This is a genomic window from Streptomyces sp. SP17BM10, assembly GCF_036322405.1.
Classification (GTDB): domain Bacteria; phylum Actinomycetota; class Actinomycetes; order Streptomycetales; family Streptomycetaceae; genus Kitasatospora.
Genome location: NZ_JAQYXB010000433.1, coordinates 1 through 19,850 on the forward strand (window position 1 = coordinate 1; position 19,850 = coordinate 19,850).

Below are 19,850 nucleotides of genomic sequence, written 5' to 3' on the forward strand. Positions count from 1 at the left end.
CCCGGGCGATTAGCTCAGCGGGAGAGCACTTCGTTCACACCGAAGGGGTCACTGGTTCGATCCCAGTATCGCCCACCGGACAGCATGCAGGCCCTGATCGGGATACCGGTCAGGGCCTGCGGCGCGTTCGGGGCCGCCCCGCTACGCCGCCGCCTCGCAGCCGTGCTCCGGTTCCAGGCGCCGCCCGCAGCCGCACCTGGCCGGCCGCAGCGGCCAGGACAGGTCCACCCGCTCCGGCGTCCCCGACCGGTCGAACCAGTTCTGCAGCCCCCGCGCCTGCGCCGCGTGCCAGATCGCCTGCCGCAGGTGCAGCTCCGCCGCCGTGAGCCCGCCCAGCGCCGCCGGGTAGCGGGCGCCGATCGTCCGCGTCAGCGCGAGCGCCGCCGAGGCGTCCGCCGCCGCGTCGTGCGCGCCGGCCAGCTCCACGCCGTAGTGCGCGCACAGGTCGGTGAGCGTCCGGCGGCCCTTGCGGTAGCGGTCCACGTGCTTGTCCAGCACCCGCGGATCCAGCACCACCAAACCGGCCGCGCCCAGCCCACCCGTCAGCGGGAGGCCGTGGTGGCGGCGCAACTCCCGGTCCAGCAGCGTCAGATCGTAGGGCGCGTTCATCACCACCACTGGCCGCCCGGCCCTGGCCTGCGCGGCCAGGGCCCGGGTTATCTCCGCCACGACGGCGCGGGCCGGACGGCCGTGTGCGCGCACGTGGTCGTCGGTGATGCCGTGCACCGCCCGGGCGCCGTCCGGGATCGGGACCCCGGGATCGGCCAGCCAGGTCTCGGTCTGCACGGGCGCGCCCGGGGCGAGTTGGACGACCAGGGCGGCCGAGACGATCCGGTCGTGCTCGACGTCCACGCCGGTGGTCTCGGTGTCGAAGGAGGCGAGTGGGCCGGTGTACCAGTAGTGCTGCATGACTGCCCCTCAGACGTGCGGTCCGCACCCCGGTGATACCCGGTTCTGACGCCCGCTCAACCGTTTGGCGCAGGCCGGGCCGGGGATCCTGCCGGTAGGACCGGGGGGAGGGGCGATGGCGCTGACACAGCCGCAGCCCGACGGGGCGGCGGCGGTCCTGCGGGGGAACCTCGCGGTGACGGCCTGCATGGAGACGCTGCAGGTCGGCTACCTGCACGCGGTCGCCGCGGCGGCCGGCTGCTCGCTCTCCCAGCCCTTCCCGGACAACGGCATCGACTGGCAGGTCAGCCACGGCTCCCGGGCGCACGAGGTCGACGACGAGGTCACCATCAAGATCCAGCTCAAGGCGACCCAGCAGATCGCGCCCGACCCGGCCGGCCCGTTCTTCAGCTTCACCCTGGACAACGACCACCTGCGCAAGCTCGCCCGGGCCCGCGTCGCGGTGCCCCGGATCCTGGTGGTCATGCTGCTGCCGCGCCGGGTCGACCACTGGCTGGCGGCCCGGCCGGACGCGCTCGAACTGCGGCACTGCTGCTACTGGGTCAACCTGGCCGGCCACCCCGTCACCGGGCAGCGCCGCACCAACGTCCGGGTGCCCACCACGAAGGTCTTCGACGACCGCGCGCTGTGCGACATCATGGCCAGGGTCGGCGCGGGCGACAGCCCGTGACGGCCCGGCCCCGGCCGGGAGGAGCCGCACCCATGACACCACCCCACGCACCGGGCGAGCCCGAGCGCGTCCTGCCCGACCCGGCCACCGTCGACCCGGCGGTGCTCGCCACCCTGCTCGCCCGGCACGGCTGGGTGCGGCGCGGCGGCCCCGCCGCCCGCTACGGCCGCTGGACACCGCCGGACGACGACCCCGGCACGAGCCTGCTCGTCCCCGCCGGCGACGGCTTCGACGACGCGGTCGACCTCCTCGCCGACGCCGTCACCGCCCTCTCCCGCTCGCGCAGCCCCTCCGCCCGCTCGATCCTGCTCGCCCTCGCCGTGCCGGGCGACGAACTGCGCTGGCACCGCGAGGTGCCCGGACCGGCCGGCACCGCGCCCTGGGAGGACGCCGAACGCCTCGGGCGGGCCGCGCGCGGCATGCTCGCCGCCGGCGCCAAGGCCGGCCGGACCAGGGCCGCCTACTTCGGCGCCCGCCTGGACACCTGGGCCGACGACTTCCTGGACCGCGTCCTGGTCGTCGAACAGGGCGCCGGCCTCACCGCCTACACCCCCGCCCCGGAGGGCCGCGCCGCCGTCACCACCCTCGTCCGCGCGCTGGAGGCACTGCGCGACGCCGTCGACTACCGGCGGGTCAGCGGCGGGCCCGAGGCCTTCGAGAACGCCGTCCAGGCCGGGGTCAGCCGCGAGCTCGTGCAGTCCGTCGAGGACCTCGTGCGCGGCGCGACCGCCGCCCGCCTCGCCGTCGCCTGGTCGCCCGCCGCCGGGACGCCGGGCGGCTTCGGCGATCGCCGCGTCGTCCTCGACTTCTCGCCCGGGGACCTGCCGGCCCTCGCCGAGGCCGCCGAACTCCTGGAGAGCATCGAGCCCGCCGTCGCCGTCACCGTCGTCGGCGTCGTCGTCCGCCTCAAGCGCGCCGACCCGACCGGCCCCGGCACCGCCCGCCTGCGGGTGCTGGCCGGCGCCGAGGTCCGCGAGCTCAAGGTCCGGCTGCCCGACCCCGACTACCGGCTCGCCGTCGAGGCCCACCTCGGGGGCGTCCCGGTGCGGGTCACCGGCCGGCTGGAGAGCCGCGGCGGATTCCGTCGACTCACCCGCTCGCACGGCCTTGAACTGTGCGGATGGGACGAGGGCGACCGGGAGCGCCTGCTCAAGGGACTCCACGACGGGCTCCGCGACGGGGGCGACGGCCCCTAGACCGCCGTCGGTGGACGGTGGGGGCGGCGCTCTCGGTACCATCGTCACGCGCAGCGCAGTGCTGCGTCCTCTAATCCAGCACGTCAGGAGAGACCGGTGACGGACGTCCGGGTAATCATCAGCCGCGAACCCGATCGGGAAGAGCGCGTGGTGACCACGGGCACTACGGCCGCCGAGCTCTTCGCCGACGACCGTTCGATCATCGCCGCCCGCGTCGGCGGCCAGCTCAAGGACCTCGCCTACGCCGTCCAGGACGGCGACGAGGTCGAGCCGGTCGCGATCGACAGCAAGGACGGCCTGGACATCCTGCGCCACTCCACCGCGCACGTCATGGCGCAGGCCGTGCAGCAGCTCTTCCCCGAGGCCAAGCTGGGCATCGGCCCGCCGGTCAAGGACGGCTTCTACTACGACTTCGACGTCGAGAAGCCCTTCCACCCCGATGACCTCAAGGCCATCGAGAAGAAGATGCAGGAGATCATCAAGCGCGGGCAGAAGTTCTCCCGCCGCGTGGTCACCGACGAGTCCGCCCGCGAGGAGCTGGCCGCCGAGCCGTACAAGCTCGAACTGATCGGCCTCAAGGGCTCCGCCGCCACCGCCGGCGAGGGCGCCGACGTCGAGGTCGGCGCCGGCGAGCTCACCATCTACGACAACCTGGACGCCAAGACCGGCGACCAGTGCTGGGGAGACCTCTGCCGAGGCCCGCACCTGCCCAGCACCCGTCACATCCCGGCGTTCAAGCTGATGCGCAACGCGGCCGCCTACTGGCGCGGCAGCGAGAAGAACCCGATGCTCCAGCGCATCTACGGGACCGCGTGGCCGAGCAAGGACCAGCTCAAGGCCCACCTCGACTTCCTGGAGGAGGCCGAGAAGCGCGACCACCGCAAGCTCGGCAACGAGCTCGACCTCTTCTCCGTCCCCGAGGAGATCGGCTCCGGCCTCGCCGTCTTCCACCCCAAGGGCGGCATCATCCGCCGCGCCATGGAGGACTACTCCCGCAAGCGGCACGAGGAAGAGGGCTACGAGTTCGTCTACACCCCGCACGCCACCAAGGGGAAGCTCTTCGAGAAGAGCGGCCACCTCGACTGGTACGCGGACGGCATGTACCCGCCCATGCAGCTCGACGAGGGCGTGGACTACTACCTCAAGCCGATGAACTGCCCGATGCACAACCTGATCTTCGACGCGCGCGGCCGCTCGTACCGTGAACTGCCGCTGCGCCTCTTCGAGTTCGGGACCGTGTACCGGTACGAGAAGTCGGGCGTCGTGCACGGCCTGACCCGTGCCCGCGGCTTCACGCAGGACGACGCGCACATCTACTGCACCCGCGAGCAGATGGCGGAGGAGCTCGACTCCACGCTGACCTTCGTGCTCAACCTGCTCCGCGACTACGGTCTGACCGACTTCTACCTGGAGCTGTCGACCAAGGACGAGGAGAAGTTCGTCGGGTCGGACGAGACCTGGGAGGAGGCCACCGCCGTTCTGGCGGCCGTGGCCGAGAAGCAGGGCCTGCCGCTGGTGCCGGACCCGGGCGGCGCGGCCTTCTACGGCCCGAAGATCTCGGTGCAGGCGCGGGACGCCATCGGCCGGACCTGGCAGATGAGCACCATCCAGCTGGACTTCAACCTGCCGGAGCGCTTCGACCTGGAGTACACGGCGGCGGACGGCTCGCGTCAGCGGCCGGTCATGATCCACCGCGCGCTGTTCGGCTCGATCGAGCGGTTCTTCGCGGTGCTGCTGGAGCACTACGCCGGCGCCATGCCGCCGTGGCTGGCCCCGGTCACCGTCACCGGCATCCCGATCACCGACGAGCACGTGCCCTACCTGCTGGAGGTCGCGGCCGAGCTCAAGAAGCACGGGATCCGCGTCGAGGTGGACACCTCGGACGACCGCATGCAGAAGAAGATCCGCAACGCGCAGAGGTCCAAGACCCCGTACATGCTGATCGCGGGCAACGACGACGTCGAGGCGGGTGCCGTCTCGTTCCGCTACCGCAACGGCGAGCAGAAGAACGGCGTGCCGCTGGCGGACGCGGTCGCCGAGATCGTGGACGCGGTGAAGAACCGCATCCAGGTGTGACGTAGCGGTTCGATCGACCCCGGTGTGGGGCAGGCTCCCGAGGAGTCTGCCCCACGCGGCTTTGCAAGCACCGTCGGGCGAATATGCTGATCAGCATGACGACTGAGCCGGAACTGCAGCGGGGCGTCGGTGAGCCGGACGGCTTCCGCCGCCTGTGGACCCCCCATCGGATGGCGTACATCCAGGGTGAGAACAAGCCCACCGGCCCGGCTCCGGACGACGGTTGCCCGTTCTGCTCGATCCCGTCGCTGAGCGACGAGGACGGGCTGGTCATCGCACGCGGCGGCTCGGTGTTCGCGGTGCTGAACCTCTACCCGTACAACGGCGGTCACTTGATGGTCGTCCCGTACCGGCACGTCGCGGACTACACGGACCTGGACGCGGCCGAGACCGCCGAGCTGGCCGTGTTCACCAAGAAGGCGATGACCGCGCTGCGGGCCGCCTCCGGTGCGCACGGGTTCAACATCGGGATGAACCAGGGCGCGGCGGCCGGCGCCGGAATCGCGGCGCACCTGCACCAGCACGTGGTGCCGCGCTGGGGCGGGGACACCAACTTCATGCCGGTGGTGGGGCACACGAAGGTGCTGCCGCAGCTGCTGGCGGACACCCGCAAGATGCTGGCCGAGGTCTGGCCGCAGGACTGAGCGGGCGATCGCGCAGAGGAAGGGGCCCGTCACCGGGAGGATTCGGTGACGGGCCCCTTCGTCGCGGTGGGCCGGCTCAGCCGGCGTCGAACTGGTCGACCTTGTACGGCCGGGTGCCCTGCGCCTCGGACTTGATGATCGAGGTGCGGTTCTTGAAGAAGCGCTCGGTGTCGAGGTCGTGCTCCTCCAGGAACTCCAGCGTGGCGGCGTGGACCGCGCTGAGCACCGGGACGGAGGCGTTGAGCGCGTTGTCCGTCATGAAGCGGCTGCTCCACGGCGGGTTAGCCCAGGCGTGCCGGAAGCCGAAGGGCTCGGGCAGGCCGATCCCGCCGCCGAGCCAGGCGAGCAGGCCGGGGACGCGGACGAGGGGCGCGCGCAGGGCCTGGCGCACCACTTCGTCGTTGTCGATCAGGGGGAGCTGGACGGTGCGCTCCTCCCAGAACTTGCCGGTCTTCTGGATCGTCTTCTCCTTGGGAGCGGGCTTGTCCCCGAAGACGCCGGCGACCGGGCCGAGCGCGTAGCCGGCGACCGTCACGGTGAGGGTGTTGGCGAGCAGGGTGACGGTGACGGTGAAGGTGATGATCAGCTTGCCGTCGAAGGTGATGAACTGGGTCGCCAGGTAGTGACGGGCGCCGCCGCCGGAGAAGGTCTGCTTGTCGGCGATGGCCTGGACGGCGAAGTCGCGCATCCGGTCGCCGTCCATGTCCGCGCCGGCGGGGCGGGAGATCTCGTCGGCGTTCTCGCCGACTTCGAGGACCGCCCACTGCTTGATCGAGACGTTGGTCATGCCGCTGTTGGCGACCTCGCTGATCGAGAGCCCCTTGAGGTGGGCGCCGATCTTGCGGACGAGGTCCCAGGGGTGGAAGGCGCGGAAGTCGCTGTGGCCCTCGGCGGGGCGCAGCACGTCGACGAGTCGCCATTCGCCCCAGCGGCGGCCGACGCCGAGGATGCCCTTGGGTCCGGCGTAGTGCTGGACGTTGGTCTCCTGCTCGGCTTCGAGGCGGCCGAGTTTGTCGCGCAGGTCGACGGCCTTCTTGTCGAGGTCGTCGCGGGGGACGGCCTTGGCGACGGTGGCGGCGACGGCGTTGCCCTCGACGAGGGCCTGCCAGCGTGCGCGGAGTTCGCGGGTGGTGCGCAGGACGATGCGTTTGGCGAGGAACCAGCCGATCACCGGGGCGATCATGGTGATGCGCAGGTAGAGGCCGAGGATCCCGGCGGCCGGGGGGCGCAGGGCGAGGAGGACGGCGACGGCGCCGGCGGCGAGGAGGGCGAGGCCGCCGTAGACCTCGTTCTGGCGGGACTTGTCCTTGAGGAGCCAGGTGCGGAGGTAGAACGCGGCCAGCCAGATGAGGGTGCCGGGCAGGGCGAGGACGCCGAAGACCACGGTGATGGTGGTGAGTTGGCGGTCCCGGTTGGCGCGGAACTCCTGGGCGGCGAGGCAGTGTTCGACGATCTGGCGGGTGTCGGTGCCGAAGGAGGGCACGATGGGCTTGCGGGTCGCGCCGAGGGCGCGGGCGATGACGGCGGCGCTGAAGGCCTCGCCGAGATTGGCTCGGAACAGTCGGAAGCGGGGCTTCTTGTAGGTGGCGGCGCCGACCTTCTCGACGAAGGGTTCGATCTCGCCGTCCCGGTAGGCGGCGGAGGAGAGCGCCTGGGTGACGGCGGTCTGCGGGCCGGCGTCGGTCCGGGGTATCTGCGCACCCGGGGTCATGTCGAGTGTGGTCACGGTGGCGTCCCCTCCTCCCCTTGTCAGCGGCAGGTTACCGTGCCGTGGTGGTGCTGCGCGGATGATCGTCTGAAGTACCGTCGCGATCGGGCCGCGTTGGTTCGAGAGGCATGATGCCCAGCTTCGCCGGTGTCGATGCCCGGTGGACGGGGTCCGGTGGGGTGGGTGCAAGATGATCGTGACGTGCGATGGAAGGGGATGCCGTGAAGGATCCGGTGCTGGTTTTCGACGGGGACTGCGCGTTCTGTTCGTCGTGCCTGGGGTGGGCGGAGCGGTACCCGCGGCAGACGCTGGCGTCGGGGGGCTGGGAGGCGGTGCCGTTCCAGTTCGCCGATCTGGCGGCGCTGGACGCGCGGGCGGGTGGTTCGGGGGAGGTCAGCTGGGAGCGTGCGGAGCGCGAGGTGCTGTGGGTGACTCCGGCGGGGCGGGTGTACGGGGGTGCGCAGGCGGTGGCGCGGCTGCTGATGCGGTCGGGTGGCGCGTGGGCGTACCTGGGCGCGGTGTTGACGCTGGCTCCGGTGCGGCCGGCGGCGGCCGTGGTGTACCGCTGGGTGGCGAAGAACCGGCACCGGCTGCCGGGTGGTACGGCGGCGTGCGCGCTACCGAGGCGGGACACGGCTCGGTCCGCGTAGGACCTCAGTCGTCGTAGCGCTCGGCGACGGCGGGCGGCATGGGCTCGTGCCGCAGGTAGGCGCGGGTGAACTCGGCGGTGCCGTGGGTGAGGGAGCGCAGGTCGAGGGGGTAGCGGGTGAGTTCGAGCTCGGGGACCTCGGCGCGCAGGAGGGTGAGTCCGGGGCTGGCGTTGTCGGTGCCGAGGACGCGGCCGCGGCGTGCGGAGAGGTCCCCGAGGACGGCGCCGAGGTAGTCGTCGGGGAGCAGGACGCTGACGGCGGCGACGGGTTCGAGCAGGCGGATGACGGCGTGTTCGGCGGCGTCGCGCAGGGCGAGGGCGGCGGCGGTCTGGAAGGACGCGTCGGAGGAGTCGACGGAGTGGGCCTTGCCGTCGGTGAGGGTGACGCGCACGTCGACGAGCGGGTGGCCGGTGGCGATGCCCTTGGCGAGCTGGGCGCGGACGCCCTTCTCGACGGACGGGATGAAGTGCTTGGGCACCGCGCCGCCGACGACGTGTTCCTGGAACTCGAAGCCGGAGCCGGCGGGGAGGGGTTCGACCTCGAGGTCGCAGATGGCGTACTGGCCGTGGCCGCCGGACTGCTTGACGAGGCGGCCGTGGCCGGCGGCGGCGCTGCCGAAGGTCTCGCGCAGGGCGACCTTGGGTGCGACGGTGTCGACGTGGACGCCGTGGCGGGTGCGCAGGCGATCGAGGACGACGTCGGCGTGGGCCTCGCCGGTGCACCAGAGGACGAGCTGGTGGGTGTCGGGGTTCTGTTCGAGGCGCAGGGCCGGGTCCTCGGCGGTGAGGCGGGTGAGGGCCTGGGAGAGCTTGTCGTCGTCGGCCTTGCTGTGGGCTTCGACGGCGATGGGCAGCAGGGGTTCGGGGAGGGTCCAGCCGTCGAGTTCGACGGGGTGGCCGGGGTCGTGGACGATGTCGCCGGCGCGGGCGGTGGTGAGTTTGGCGGCGCAGACGAGGTCGCCGGCGACGGCGTGCGGGACGGGTCGCTGGAGTTTGCCGAAGGGGCTGCTGAGGGCGGTGACGCGTTCGTCGCCGTCCTGGTCGCCGGCGTGCGCGGGGCCGGTGAGGTGGATGCGGGTGTCGGGGCGCAGGGTGCCGGCGTAGACGCGCAGGAGGCTGACGCGGCCGACGTAGGCGTCGCCGGTGACGCGGACGACCTGGGCGGCGAGGGGGGCGTCGGGGTCGCAGGCGGGGGCCGGGCGGGTGCGTTCGGTGGGGTCGGGGAAGGTGTGGGCGATGAGGTCGAGGAGTTCGGCGGCGCCGAGGCCGTTCTCGCTGGTGGGGACGGCGGGGTGGAGCGCGCAGGCGAGGACTTCGCGGCGCATGCCGGCTTCGAGGGCGTCGGTGTCGAGGGTGTCGCCGGCGAGGTAGCGCTCCATGAGGACGTCGTCCTGGCCGGAGATGGCCTCGACGAGGCTCTCGCGGGCGGGGCCGGTCTCGGGCAGCGGGGTGGCGTCGCCGTAGGTCTGTCCGGTGAGGAGGTCGACGCTGCCGTCGGGGTGGCCGTCGTGGTGGACGGGCAGGAACAGCGGGCGCAGGGTGTCGGGGCCGAGGTCGAAGGCGTCGTGGCACGCGGTGAGGATGTCGTCGAAGCCGCTGCGGGCGAGGTCGAGCTTGGCGACGGCGATGGCGCGGGGGATGCCTTCGGCGGCGCACTCGCGCCAGAGGGCGCGGGTGGGGGCGGTGACGGGGTCGGTGGCGGAGACGACGAAGACGGCGGCGTCGGCGGCGTGCAGGGCGGCGCGCAGGTCGGCGGCGAAGTCCGGGTGGCCGGGCGGGTCGATCAGGTTGATCTTGGTGCCGCGCCATTCGAGGGGGAGCAGCGCGAGCTGGACGGAGCGTTGCTGCTGGTGCTCGATGTCCTCGTGGTCGGAGACGGTGGTGCCGTCGGCGACGCGGCCGGCCCGGCCGGTGGCGCCGGCGGTGAGGGCGAGGGTCTCGGCGAGGGTGGTCTTGCCCACACCGCTGCAGCCGATGAGGACGACGTTGCGCAGGTCGCGGGGGCCGCTGACGGCGGGGGCCTGGCCGGCTCGTGCGGTGCTGCGGTCGGGCATCGGGGTCTCCTCCCGTGGCGCCGAGGCTGTCTTTCGAAAGTCTAGGGTCGGGTTCCGCCGGGGCGCGTGTCGTGCGGGCGGCCGGTCGTCGTGCGCGTGGGCGGGTCGGGCGGTGCGCCGTCGGGCGGTGCGTGCGCCGGAGCGTGTCGTCGGCGTGGCTACGATGGGTGCGCCGGACGGGCTGATCCGTCCGGCCGTCTGCCGCGCGTGTTGCGCCAGGCGGGTACCAGGGAGATCGGAGCGGTCGGGAAGGCCATGCTCAACAAATACGCGCGTGCCTTCTTCACACGTGTCCTGACCCCGTTCGCCGCGTTCCTGATCCGGCTGGGCGTGAGCCCGGACGCCGTGACGCTGATCGGTACCGCCGGTTCGGTGGCCGGTGCGCTGGTGTTCTTCCCGCGCGGGGAGTTCTTCTGGGGCACCATCACGATCACGCTGTTCATCTTCTCGGACCTGGTGGACGGGAACATGGCGCGCCAGCTGGGCCGGAGCACCAAGTGGGGCGCGTTCCTGGACTCGACGCTGGACCGGGTCGCCGACGCGGCGATCTTCGGCGGTCTGGCGATGTGGTACGCGGGCAAGGGCGACAACAACCTGCTGTGCGCGGTGGCGATCGTGTGCCTGGCGAGCGGTCTGGTGGTGTCGTACACGAAGGCGCGGGCGCAGAGCCAGGGCCTGCCGTGCGACGTGTCGGGGCTGGTGGAGCGGGCCGAGCGGCTGGTGGCCAGCCTGGTGGCGGCCGGGGTCGCGGGGCTGCACGAATTCGGGGTGCCGTACGTGGAGTGGCTGCTGCCGGTCGCGCTGTGGCTGGTCGCCGTGGGCAGCCTGATCACGGTGCTGCAGCGGATGCTGACCGTGCGCCGCGAGGCGTTCGAGGCCGACCGCGTGGCGGCCGGGAGCTGATGGGGGGCGTCCTGCGGTGACGGACCGACTGGTGTACTGGGCGTACGCGCTGGGCTGGGCGGTGCTGAGGCACCTGCCGGAGCGGGTGGCGCGGGGGTTGTTCGACCGGCTGGCGGACTACGCGTGGCGCAAGCGCGGCAAGCGGGTGCTGCAGCTGGAGGCGAACCTGCGGCGGGTCCGTCCCGGGCTGGACGAGGCGGCGCTGCGGGCGCTGTCGCGGGCGGGGATGCGCTCGTACCTGCGGTACTGGATGGAGTCGTTCCGGCTGCCGGTGTGGAGCCGGGAGCGGGTCGCCGGGGACGTGCGGGTGGAGGGCTTCGAGCACCTGCGCGGGGCCCTGGAGGCAGGCCGCGGCGCGGTGATAGCGCTGCCGCACATGGGCAACTGGGACCTCGCGGGCACCTGGGTGGCACAGCAGGGCCATCCGTTCACGACGGTCGCCGAGCGGCTGAAGCCGGAGCGGCTGTTCGACCGGTTCGTGGAGTTCCGGGAGGGCCAGGGCATGGAGGTCCTGGCGCTGACGGGCGGCGGGGTGAACGTGATCGGCACGCTGGCGCGACGGCTGCGCGAGGGCCGGCTGGTGTGCCTGGTAGGGGACCGGGACCTGTCGGAGGCGGGCATCGAGGTGTCGTTCTTCGGCGAGGCGACGCGGATGCCGGCCGGGCCGGCGGCGCTGTGCCAGCGGACGGGGGCGGCGCTGCTGCCGGTGACGCTCTGGTACGACGGGCCGCTGCTGCGGGCGCGGATCCACCCGGAGGTGCCGGTGCCGGCGGAGGGCGACCGCAAGGAGCGGACGCTGGCGATGACGCAGGCGATGGCGGACGTGTGGGAGCGGGGGATCGCCGAGCACCCCGAGGACTGGCACATGCTGCAGCGCTTCTGGCTGGCCGACCTTCCCGTCCGTGAGACGGTTGGGGGGACAGCGGGGGAGCAGGTGGGGGAGCGGGTCCTGCCGGCGCGCGGGGACGCGCCGGAGCCGGCCGGCGAGCCCGCGGCGGAGGCGACCGGGTCCTGAGGGGACCGGGCCCCCGCCGTACCGGAGCACGCGAAGGAGCATGAGGAACCCGTGAAGATCGGCATCGTCTGCCCGTACGACTGGGACGTCCCCGGCGGGGTGCAGTTCCACATCCGGGACCTGGCCGAGCACCTGATCGGCCTCGGCCACGAGGTGTCGGTGCTGGCGCCCGCGGAGGACGACGAGGCGCTGCCGCCGTACGTGGTCTCGGCCGGTCGGGCGGTGGCGGTGCCGTACAACGGCTCGGTGGCGCGGCTGAGCTTCGGGATCCTGTCGGCGGCGCGGGTGCGGCGGTGGCTGCACGACGGGCGGTTCGACATCCTGCACGTGCACGAGCCGGCCTCGCCGAGCCTGTCGATGCTGGCCGCGTGGTCGGCGTCCGGGCCGATGGTGGGGACCTTCCACACGTCGAACCCGCGCTCGCGGGCGATGATCGCGGCCTCGCCGATCCTCCAGCCGGGCCTGGAGAAGATGCGGGCCCGGATCGCGGTCTCGGAGTACGCCCGGCGGACGCTGGTCGAGCACCTGGGCGGGGACGCGGTGGTGATCCCCAACGGCGTGGACGTCGGGTTCTTCGCGGAGGCCGAGCCGGACGAGCGCTGGACGGGCGGCGCGGCGGCCGGCGAGCCGGGCACGATCGGCTTCATCGGGCGGATCAACGAGCCGCGCAAGGGCCTGCCGACGCTGCTGGCGGCGCTGCCGAGGATCCTGGCCGAGCGGCCGGGCGTGCGGCTGCTGGTGGCCGGCAAGGGCGACGAGGAGGAGGCCGTGGCGGGCCTGGCCCCCGAGGTGCGGGCGCAGGTCGAGTTCCTGGGCATGGTGAGCGACCGGGAGAAGGCGCGGCTGCTGCGCAGCGTCGACCTGTACGTGGCGCCGAACACCGGCGGCGAGAGCTTCGGGATCATCCTCGTCGAGGCGATGTCGGCGGGCGCGCCGGTGCTGGCGAGCGATCTGGACGCGTTCAAGCAGGTGCTGGACGGCGGCGACGCGGGCGAGCTGTTCCCGGTGGAGGACGCGGACGCGCTGGCGAGGTCGGCGCTGCGGCTGCTGGGGAACCCGGCGCGGCTCGAGGAGCTGCGGAAGGCGGCCTCGCGGCACGTGCGGCGCTTCGACTGGTCGACGGTCGGGGCGGACATCCTGGCGGTGTACGAGACGGTGACGGCGGGCGCGGCGGCGGTCGTCGAGGAGGACGTGCGCAGCGGGCGGCGGGGCCGGTTCGGTCTGGCCAGGGACTGACCGGCCGCCCGGCGGGGGGCAGCCGTCGGCCCGGGTGTTCGCGGAGTTAGGGTCGGTCGACCGTACCGCTGGACGCATGGGGGCGACCGATGCCGCAGATTTCCGTCGACTACTCGTCGAGCCTGGCCGGGACCTTCGACCGCCGGGGCCTGGGCCTCGCGATCAACCGGCTCGCCGAGGAGACGATCGACGCCAAACCGGATTCGTGCAAGACGGTGTTCCGGCAGAGCGAGGTGCTCGTCGTGGGCACCGGCGGGAGGCCCGGGGACGCGCAGGTCTTCGTGGAGTTCCAGATCTTCCCCGGCCGCAGCCCGGAGGCGAAGGCCGCGCTCAGCGAGGGCGTCCTGAAGCTGCTGGCCGAGTACGTGCGCCCGGCGCCGGGGACGCGGCTGTTCACGGCGGTGGACGTCGCGGACATCGACCGGGAGTGCTACCGCAACGCGGCTCTCCAGGGCTGACCCGAGAAGGGCTGCCGGTGACACCCGGTAACGTAGCGGCCCGTGACTACGTGGATCTGGGCCGGCGTGGCCGTGGTGCTGTTCGGCCTGTACCTGAGTTGGACGGCCGGTCGCCTGGACCGGCTGCACGCCCGGATCGACGCCGCCCGGGCGTCGCTGGACGCGCAGCTGGTCCGCCGGGCGTCGGTGGCGATGGAGCTGGCGACCTCGTCGCTGCTGGACCCGGCGGCGTCGCTGCTGCTGCTGGACGCGGCGCACGCGGCCCGGCAGGCGGACGACGAGCAGCGCGAGGTGGCGGAGAGCCAGCTGAGCCTGGCGCTGCGGGCGGTGCTGGCCGAGCCGGAGCAGGTGGCGGTGCTGGTGGCGGAGCCGGGCGGCGAGGAGGCCGTGAGGGACCTCACGGCGGCGGTGCGGCGGGTGCCGATGGCGCGCCGGTTCCACAACGACGCGGTGCGGGCGGCCCGGGCGGTGCGCCAGCACCGGCTGGTGCGGTACTTCCGGCTGGCGGGCAGGGCGCCCTTCCCGATGGCCTTCGAGATGGACGACGCGCCGCCGCCGGCGCTCACCCCGGAGGGCGCTCCGGCGTGACGTCCGGATAGGGCCCGTTTGTCGCATCCGGTGGGGCGGCCTGGACTTGGTGGCGCATGGATGCGTCAATTCATGCGCCTACCATAGGGCGATAGCACTGGTTCATCTTCGAGTGAGGTCTCACGTGTCCACCACCCCCACCACCGCAGACCAGCCGCAGATCGGCACCGCCCGGGTGAAGCGCGGCATGGCCGAGCAGCTCAAGGGCGGTGTGATCATGGACGTGGTCAACGCCGAGCAGGCCAAGATCGCCGAGGACGCCGGCGCTGTCGCCGTCATGGCGCTGGAGCGGGTCCCGGCCGACATCCGCAAGGACGGCGGCGTCGCCCGCATGTCGGACCCCAACATGATCGAGGAGATCATCGAGGCGGTCTCGATCCCGGTCATGGCCAAGTCCCGCATCGGCCACTTCGTCGAGGCCCAGGTCCTGCAGTCGCTCGGCGTCGACTACATCGACGAGTCCGAGGTGCTGACCCCGGCCGACGAGGTCAACCACTCCGACAAGTGGGCCTTCACCACCCCCTTCGTCTGCGGTGCCACCAACCTGGGCGAGGCCCTGCGCCGCATCGCCGAGGGCGCGGCCATGATCCGCTCGAAGGGCGAGGCCGGCACCGGCAACGTCGTCGAGGCGGTCCGCCACCTGCGCCAGATCAAGAACGAGATCGGCCACCTGCGCGCCCTGGACCACAACGAGCTGTACGCCGCCGCCAAGGAGCTGCGCGCCCCGTACGAGCTGGTCAAGGAGGTCGCCGAGCTCGGCAAGCTGCCGGTCGTGCTGTTCTCCGCCGGTGGCGTGGCCACCCCGGCCGACGCCGCGCTGATGCGCCAGCTGGGCGCCGAGGGCGTCTTCGTCGGCTCCGGCATCTTCAAGTCGGGCGACCCGGCCAAGCGCGCCGCCGCCATTGTGAAGGCCACCACCTTCTTCGACGACCCGAAGATCATCGCGGACGCCTCCCGCAACCTGGGCGAGGCCATGGTCGGCATCAACTGCGACACCCTGCCGGAGACCGAGCGCTACGCCAACCGCGGCTGGTAGTCGCCTCCCCCCCCGCACCACCGAGCCGGCCCGCCGCAGCGCTTCGGCGCTCGGCGGGCCGCGCCACGCACTCCCCCAGAAGATCGAACGAGGTTGAAGACCGTGAGCACTCCCGTCATCGGCGTCCTCGCCCTGCAGGGCGACGTCCGTGAGCACCTGGTGGCGCTGGCCGAGGCCGACGCGCTCGCCCGTCCGGTGCGCCGCGCCGAGGAGCTGGCCGAGGTCGACGCGCTGGTGATCCCCGGCGGTGAGTCCACCACCATGTCCAAGCTGGCCCTGCTGTTCGACGTGATGCGGCCGCTGCGCGAGCGGGTCGCCGCCGGGATGCCGGTGTACGGCACCTGCGCCGGCATGATCATGCTGGCCGACAAGATCCTCGACGGCCGTGAGGACCAGGAGACCGTCGGCGGCATCGACATGACCGTGCGGCGCAACGCCTTCGGCCGCCAGAACGAGTCCTTCGAGTCCGGGATCGCCTTCGAGGGCCTGGGCGACGCGCCGGTGCACGGCGTGTTCATCCGCGCGCCCTGGGTCGAGGCCGTCGGCGCCGGCGTCCAGGTGCTGGCCGAGCTGCCGGCCGCGGACGGCCCGGACAGCCGGATCGTCGCGGTGCGCCAGGGGAACCTGCTGGCCACGTCGTTCCACCCGGAGCTGACCGGCGACCACCGGGTGCACGCCTACTTCGTCCGGATGGTCGAGGAGCACCTCGCCGCGTAGCCCGCGCGGGCCGCGTGCTGACCGTGTGCTCCTCACCGGTGACGACACCGGTAAGATCTCATCTGTTTCATTTCCATTTGGCGACGTAAAGGAGCTGGCGATGTCCGGCCACTCTAAGTGGGCTACCACCAAGCACAAGAAGGCCGTGATCGACGCCAAGCGCGGCAAGCTCTTCGCCAAGATGATCAAGAACATCGAGGTGGCGGCGCGCACCGGGGGGCCCGACCCGCAGGGCAACCCGACCCTCTACGACGCCATCCAGAAGGCGAAGAAGAGCTCGGTCCCGATCGACAACATCAACCGCGCCGTCAAGCGCGGTGGCGGTCTGGAGGCCGGCGGCGCCGACTACCAGACCATCATGTACGAGGGCTACGGTCCCAACGGCGTCGCGGTCCTCATCGAGTGCCTCACCGACAACCGCAACCGCGCCGCCTCCGACGTGCGCGTCGCCATGACCCGCAACGGCGGTTCGATGGCCGACCCGGGCTCGGTGTCGTACCTGTTCACCCGCAAGGGCGTCGTGATCGTCCCGAAGGCCGACGGCGTGGACGAGGACAAGCTCTTCGAGGTCGTCCTCGACCAGGAGCCCGAGGAGATCAACGACCTCGGCGACTCGTTCGAGATCGTCTCCGAGGCCTCCAAGATGGTCGCCGTGCGCACCGCGCTGGTGGACGCCGGCGTCGACTACGACTCGGCCGAGGCCAACTTCCTCCCGAGCATGCAGGTCGAGCTGGACGTCGACGGCGCCCGCAAGATCCTCAAGCTGATCGACGCGCTCGAGGACAGCGACGACGTGCAGAACGTCTTCGCCAACTTCGACATCTCCGACGAGGTCGGTGCGCAGCTCGACGCCGAGTGAGTCACCCGGTGACCGGTCCGGCGTGACCGTTCTCACTTCCCGGCCCGGTGGTCCCTGGACCACCGGGCCGGTGTCGTCGGTCGGCCTGTCCGACCGGGACGGTAGCCTTCGCAGGTCGAGGACGAGAGGCGGGGCGTGACGTGCGGGTACTGGGCGTGGACCCGGGGCTGACCAGGTGCGGTGTCGGCGTGGTCGAGGGCACGCCGGGGCGGCCGCTGCGGATGGTCGGGGTCGGCGTGGTGCGCACGCCCGCGGACGCCGAGATCGGGCCGCGGCTGCTGCTGGTGGAGCAGGGCATCGAGGCCTGGCTCGACGAGCACCGGCCCGACTTGGTCGCCGTCGAGCGGGTCTTCGCCCAGCACAACGTGCGGACGGTGATGGGCACCGCCCAGGCCAGCGCGGTCGCCATGCTGTGCGCCACCCGGCGGGGTATCCCCGTCACGCTGCACACCCCGAGCGAGGTCAAGGCCGCCGTCACCGGCTCGGGCCGGGCCGACAAGGCGCAGGTCACCGCGATGGTGCAGCGCCTGCTGCGGCTGGACGCCCCGCCGAAGCCGGCCGACGCCGCCGACGCGCTGGCGCTGGCCATCTGCCACATCTGGCGCGGCCGGACGACGAACCGGCTGGAGGCCGCGATCCAGGCGGCCCGCGCCACCCCCCAGAGAGGAAGCATCCGGTGATCGCCTTCGTGCAAGGACCCGTGGCGGCCATCTCCGCCGGGCTCGCGGTCGTCGAGGTCGGCGGGGTCGGCATGGCCGTGCAGTGCACGCCGAACACGCTGGCCGGGCTGCGGCTGGGTGAGCCGGCCCGGCTCGCGACCTCGTTGGTCGTCCGGGAGGACTCGCTGACGCTGTTCGGCTTCGCCGACGACGACGAGCGGGCCGTGTTCGAGATCCTGCAGGCCGCGCCGGGCGTCGGGCCCAAGCTCGCGCAGGCGATCCTCGGCGTGCACAGCCCCGACGCGCTCCGGCTGGCCGTGGCGGGCGGGGACGAGAAGGCGCTGGTCGCGGTGCCCGGCATCGGCAAGGCCAAGGCGGCCAAGCTGCTGCTGGAGTACAAGGACAAGCTGGGCGCGCCGCACGGCAGCGTCCCGGCGCAGAAGCCGCTCGCCGCCGGGCCCGCGCCGTGGAGCGAGCAGCTGCACTCCGCGCTGGTCGGCCTCGGGTACGCGCCGCGGGAGGCGGACGAGGCGGTCGCCGCCGTCACCCCGGAGGCCGAGGCGCAGGCCGTCACCGACGTCGGTGCCCTGCTGAAGGCCGCGCTGCGCACCCTGAACCGCGCCCGCTGACGCGCACCTGACGATCTGTCCGTTTGTCGACATTGGAGCCCCCGCTGATGACCCCGTACGACTCCGACCCGGCGGCCGACCGGCTGGTCACGGCCGCCGCCGACGGCGAGGACCAGGCGGTCGAGGCGGCGCTGCGGCCCAAGCTGCTGGAGGAGTTCATCGGCCAGGAGCGGGTGCGCGAGCAGCTGTCCCTGGTGCTCCAGGCCGCCCGCAAGCGCGGCGCCGCGCCGGACCACGTCCTGCTGAGCGGCCCGCCCGGGCTCGGCAAGACGACCCTGTCGATGATCATCGCGGCCGAGCTGGGCGCGCCGATCCGGATCACCTCCGGGCCGGCCATCCAGCACGCGGGCGACCTCGCGGCGATCCTCTCCTCGCTCACCGAGGGGGAGGTGCTCTTCCTCGACGAGATCCACCGGATGTCCCGGCCGGCCGAGGAGATGCTCTACATGGCGATGGAGGACTTCCGGGTCGACGTGATCGTCGGCAAGGGCCCGGGCGCCACCGCCATCCCGCTGGAGCTGCCGCCCTTCACCCTGGTCGGCGCCACCACCCGGGCCGGTCTGCTGCCGCCCCCGCTGCGGGACCGCTTCGGCTTCACCGGGCACATGGAGTTCTACGCACCGGCCGAGCTCCAGCGGGTGGTGCACCGCTCGGCCGCGCTGCTGGACGTCGAGATCGACCCGGCCGGCGCGGCCGAGATCGCCGGGCGCTCGCGCGGCACGCCGCGCATCGCCAACCGGCTGCTGCGCCGGGTGCGCGACTACGCCCAGGTCCGGCACGACGGCGTGGTCACCGCCGGGATCGCGGCCCAGGCGCTGGACGTGTACGAGGTCGACGCCCGCGGCCTGGACCGCCTGGACCGCGCGGTGCTGGACGCGCTGCTGCGGCTGTTCGGCGGCGGCCCGGTCGGTTTGTCGACATTGGCCGTCGCGGTCGGTGAGGAGGCCGAGACGGTCGAGGAGGTCGCCGAGCCGTTCCTGGTGCGCGAGGGCCTGCTCGCCCGCACCCCGCGCGGCCGGATCGCCACCGCCGCCGCCTGGCAGCACCTCGGGATGACCCCGCCGGTCCAGACCATCCGGGGCGCCGTCCCGGCCCAGACCGAACTCTTCCCGTCCGACGAGGGCTGAACGGGTGATGGGCGCCCGCCGGTTCCTGCGGGGCCCCGGCGCCACACCGGGCGGAGATGTCGGGGGAGAAGTCCGGGGAAACCGTGCAGGCGGAGGGTCGCCACTTTCGGCGGCAGGATGCGATGCTTGGCGTTGTCCGATCAGTTCGGGGTCGCCTAGACTCCGCCGGACCGCCCCTCTCACCTGACGGGCCGACCAATACCACACAGGCCGCCGTCCGGCGACCCGTAAAGGACCCTGGCTGCAGTGAACTTCATCATCCTTCTCCTCCCCGTCATCGCGATCGTGCTCATGTTCCGTTCGCAGAAGAAGCGCCAGCAGCAGATGCAGAGCATGCAGACCTCGCTGGAGCCGGGGGCCGGAGTGCGCACCATCGGCGGTCTGTACGCCCAGGTGAAGGCGGTCCACGACGAGACCGTCGAGCTGGAGATCGCGCCCGGCGTGTTCACCCACTTCACCAAGAGCGCGGTCGCGGCCGTCCTGGACCCCCAGGAGTACGACGCGATCATCAACGGCCGCCCCGCCGAGGACGAGCTGGCCGAGCCGGAGGACGCGGACGCCGACGCCGCGCCGGCCGAGGACAAGCCGCTGACGCTCACCAAGGACAGCGCCGAGAAGGGCGATGCCGAGGGCGGGGCTCCCGCGAGCAAGTAGTACGGACGGGCAACCCGCCCGGCCGCGCGGCGCAGTGCCGCGAGCCCACAGGACCTCAGGGCC

At 72.6% G+C, this 19,850-nt stretch carries 20 protein-coding genes and 1 tRNA gene; 18 read left to right on the forward strand and 3 right to left on the reverse strand.

Going from position 1 to position 19,850, the window contains the following annotated elements; all coding sequences use genetic code 11:
* Positions 1-3 precede the first annotated feature (3 nt).
* Positions 4-75, forward strand: a tRNA-Val gene (locus tag PUR71_RS04910).
* 66 nt (positions 76-141) lie between these two features.
* Here PUR71_RS04910 and PUR71_RS04915 read toward each other — a convergent pair.
* Entirely contained in the window at positions 142-909 is a 768-nt protein-coding gene (locus PUR71_RS04915) for an exonuclease domain-containing protein (protein ID WP_329925079.1), read from the reverse strand.
* Positions 910-1,024: 115 nt separating this feature from the next.
* Between PUR71_RS04915 and PUR71_RS04920 the strand changes: the two genes are divergently transcribed.
* The 4 genes from PUR71_RS04920 to PUR71_RS04935 all read left to right on the forward strand — a co-directional run bounded on the left by PUR71_RS04920 (position 1,025) and on the right by PUR71_RS04935 (position 5,495).
* A complete protein-coding gene (locus PUR71_RS04920; RefSeq protein WP_329925080.1) occupies positions 1,025-1,579 on the forward strand; it encodes a DUF4365 domain-containing protein in 555 nt (184 codons plus the stop codon).
* A gap of 32 nt (positions 1,580-1,611) precedes the next feature.
* Positions 1,612-2,775 (forward strand): hypothetical protein, encoded by a 1,164-nt coding sequence (locus PUR71_RS04925; RefSeq protein WP_329925081.1) that lies wholly within the window; start codon positions 1,612-1,614, stop codon positions 2,773-2,775.
* Between the two features lie 96 nt (positions 2,776-2,871).
* Positions 2,872-4,851, forward strand: a complete 1,980-nt coding sequence (gene thrS, locus PUR71_RS04930) for a threonine--tRNA ligase (protein ID WP_329925082.1) — start codon at positions 2,872-2,874, stop codon at positions 4,849-4,851.
* 83 nt (positions 4,852-4,934) lie between these two features.
* Complete coding sequence (locus PUR71_RS04935; protein ID WP_329925083.1) at positions 4,935-5,495, forward strand: HIT family protein; 561 nt, start codon at positions 4,935-4,937, stop codon at positions 5,493-5,495.
* Positions 5,496-5,571: 76 nt separating this feature from the next.
* Here the strand turns inward: PUR71_RS04935 and PUR71_RS04940 are convergent, their stop codons facing one another.
* A complete protein-coding gene (locus PUR71_RS04940) occupies positions 5,572-7,221 on the reverse strand; it encodes a hypothetical protein (RefSeq protein ID WP_329925084.1) in 1,650 nt (549 codons plus the stop codon).
* A 188-nt stretch (positions 7,222-7,409) separates the two neighbouring features.
* Between PUR71_RS04940 and PUR71_RS04945 the strand changes: the two genes are divergently transcribed.
* Complete coding sequence (locus PUR71_RS04945; protein WP_329925085.1) at positions 7,410-7,853, forward strand: thiol-disulfide oxidoreductase DCC family protein; 444 nt, start codon at positions 7,410-7,412, stop codon at positions 7,851-7,853.
* A 4-nt stretch (positions 7,854-7,857) separates the two neighbouring features.
* On the opposite strand, the gene PUR71_RS04950 is transcribed toward PUR71_RS04945, so the two are convergent.
* Positions 7,858-9,906, reverse strand: coding sequence for an elongation factor G-like protein EF-G2 (locus PUR71_RS04950; RefSeq protein ID WP_329925086.1), 2,049 nt, complete (start codon positions 9,904-9,906; stop codon positions 7,858-7,860).
* A gap of 255 nt (positions 9,907-10,161) precedes the next feature.
* Between PUR71_RS04950 and pgsA the strand changes: the two genes are divergently transcribed.
* The 12 genes from pgsA to yajC all read left to right on the forward strand — a co-directional run bounded on the left by pgsA (position 10,162) and on the right by yajC (position 19,787).
* On the forward strand, positions 10,162-10,809 hold the full coding sequence (gene pgsA, locus PUR71_RS04955) for a phosphatidylinositol phosphate synthase (protein WP_329925087.1): 648 nt from the start codon (positions 10,162-10,164) through the stop codon (positions 10,807-10,809).
* A 16-nt stretch (positions 10,810-10,825) separates the two neighbouring features.
* Positions 10,826-11,824, forward strand: a complete 999-nt coding sequence (locus PUR71_RS04960; protein WP_329925088.1) for a phosphatidylinositol mannoside acyltransferase — start codon at positions 10,826-10,828, stop codon at positions 11,822-11,824.
* 51 nt (positions 11,825-11,875) lie between these two features.
* Positions 11,876-13,060 carry a glycosyltransferase family 4 protein gene (locus PUR71_RS04965; RefSeq protein ID WP_329925089.1) on the forward strand — a complete coding sequence of 395 codons (1,185 nt, stop codon included), beginning with the start codon at positions 11,876-11,878 and terminating at the stop codon, positions 13,058-13,060.
* An 89-nt stretch (positions 13,061-13,149) separates the two neighbouring features.
* On the forward strand, positions 13,150-13,518 hold the full coding sequence (locus PUR71_RS04970; protein ID WP_329925090.1) for a 5-carboxymethyl-2-hydroxymuconate Delta-isomerase: 369 nt from the start codon (positions 13,150-13,152) through the stop codon (positions 13,516-13,518).
* A gap of 42 nt (positions 13,519-13,560) precedes the next feature.
* Positions 13,561-14,106 carry a hypothetical protein gene (locus PUR71_RS04975; protein WP_329925091.1) on the forward strand — a complete coding sequence of 182 codons (546 nt, stop codon included), beginning with the start codon at positions 13,561-13,563 and terminating at the stop codon, positions 14,104-14,106.
* 124 nt (positions 14,107-14,230) lie between these two features.
* Entirely contained in the window at positions 14,231-15,142 is a 912-nt protein-coding gene (gene pdxS / locus PUR71_RS04980; RefSeq protein ID WP_030286348.1) for a pyridoxal 5'-phosphate synthase lyase subunit PdxS, read from the forward strand.
* 102 nt (positions 15,143-15,244) lie between these two features.
* Positions 15,245-15,859 carry a pyridoxal 5'-phosphate synthase glutaminase subunit PdxT gene (pdxT, locus tag PUR71_RS04985; RefSeq protein ID WP_329925092.1) on the forward strand — a complete coding sequence of 205 codons (615 nt, stop codon included), beginning with the start codon at positions 15,245-15,247 and terminating at the stop codon, positions 15,857-15,859.
* A gap of 100 nt (positions 15,860-15,959) precedes the next feature.
* The gene (locus tag PUR71_RS04990) at positions 15,960-16,718 is read left to right on the forward strand and encodes a YebC/PmpR family DNA-binding transcriptional regulator (protein WP_196952243.1); all 759 of its coding nucleotides are present in this window, start codon (positions 15,960-15,962) and stop codon (positions 16,716-16,718) included.
* A gap of 140 nt (positions 16,719-16,858) precedes the next feature.
* Positions 16,859-17,398: a crossover junction endodeoxyribonuclease RuvC gene (gene ruvC, locus PUR71_RS04995; RefSeq protein WP_329925093.1), complete on the forward strand. Its 540-nt coding sequence runs from the start codon at positions 16,859-16,861 to the stop codon at positions 17,396-17,398.
* The gene (gene ruvA / locus PUR71_RS05000; protein ID WP_329925094.1) at positions 17,395-18,006 is read left to right on the forward strand and encodes a Holliday junction branch migration protein RuvA; all 612 of its coding nucleotides are present in this window, start codon (positions 17,395-17,397) and stop codon (positions 18,004-18,006) included. The genes ruvC and ruvA overlap by 4 nt, the downstream gene beginning before the upstream one ends.
* Positions 18,007-18,053: 47 nt before the next feature.
* Positions 18,054-19,133 (forward strand): Holliday junction branch migration DNA helicase RuvB, encoded by a 1,080-nt coding sequence (ruvB, locus tag PUR71_RS05005; protein WP_329925095.1) that lies wholly within the window; start codon positions 18,054-18,056, stop codon positions 19,131-19,133.
* 246 nt (positions 19,134-19,379) lie between these two features.
* Complete coding sequence (gene yajC, locus PUR71_RS05010) at positions 19,380-19,787, forward strand: preprotein translocase subunit YajC (protein WP_329925096.1); 408 nt, start codon at positions 19,380-19,382, stop codon at positions 19,785-19,787.
* The last annotated feature ends 63 nt before the right edge of the window (positions 19,788-19,850 follow it).

Excerpts from the sequence above, each read along its gene's own strand:
- PUR71_RS04915 (WP_329925079.1), bottom strand. The coding sequence starts at position 909 with ATGCAGCACTACTGGTACACCGGCCCACTCGCCTCCTTCGACACCGAG.
- PUR71_RS04920 (WP_329925080.1), top strand. The coding sequence starts at position 1,025 with ATGGCGCTGACACAGCCGCAGCCCGACGGGGCGGCGGCGGTCCTGCGG.
- PUR71_RS04925 (WP_329925081.1), top strand. The coding sequence starts at position 1,612 with ATGACACCACCCCACGCACCGGGCGAGCCCGAGCGCGTCCTGCCCGAC.
- PUR71_RS04935 (WP_329925083.1), top strand. The coding sequence starts at position 4,935 with ATGCTGATCAGCATGACGACTGAGCCGGAACTGCAGCGGGGCGTCGGT.
- PUR71_RS04945 (WP_329925085.1), top strand. The coding sequence starts at position 7,410 with ATGGAAGGGGATGCCGTGAAGGATCCGGTGCTGGTTTTCGACGGGGAC.
- PUR71_RS04950 (WP_329925086.1), bottom strand. The coding sequence starts at position 9,906 with ATGCCCGACCGCAGCACCGCACGAGCCGGCCAGGCCCCCGCCGTCAGC.
- pgsA (WP_329925087.1), top strand. The coding sequence starts at position 10,162 with ATGCTCAACAAATACGCGCGTGCCTTCTTCACACGTGTCCTGACCCCG.
- PUR71_RS04970 (WP_329925090.1), top strand. The coding sequence starts at position 13,150 with ATGCCGCAGATTTCCGTCGACTACTCGTCGAGCCTGGCCGGGACCTTC.
- PUR71_RS04990 (WP_196952243.1), top strand. The coding sequence starts at position 15,960 with ATGTCCGGCCACTCTAAGTGGGCTACCACCAAGCACAAGAAGGCCGTG.
- ruvB (WP_329925095.1), top strand. The coding sequence starts at position 18,054 with ATGACCCCGTACGACTCCGACCCGGCGGCCGACCGGCTGGTCACGGCC.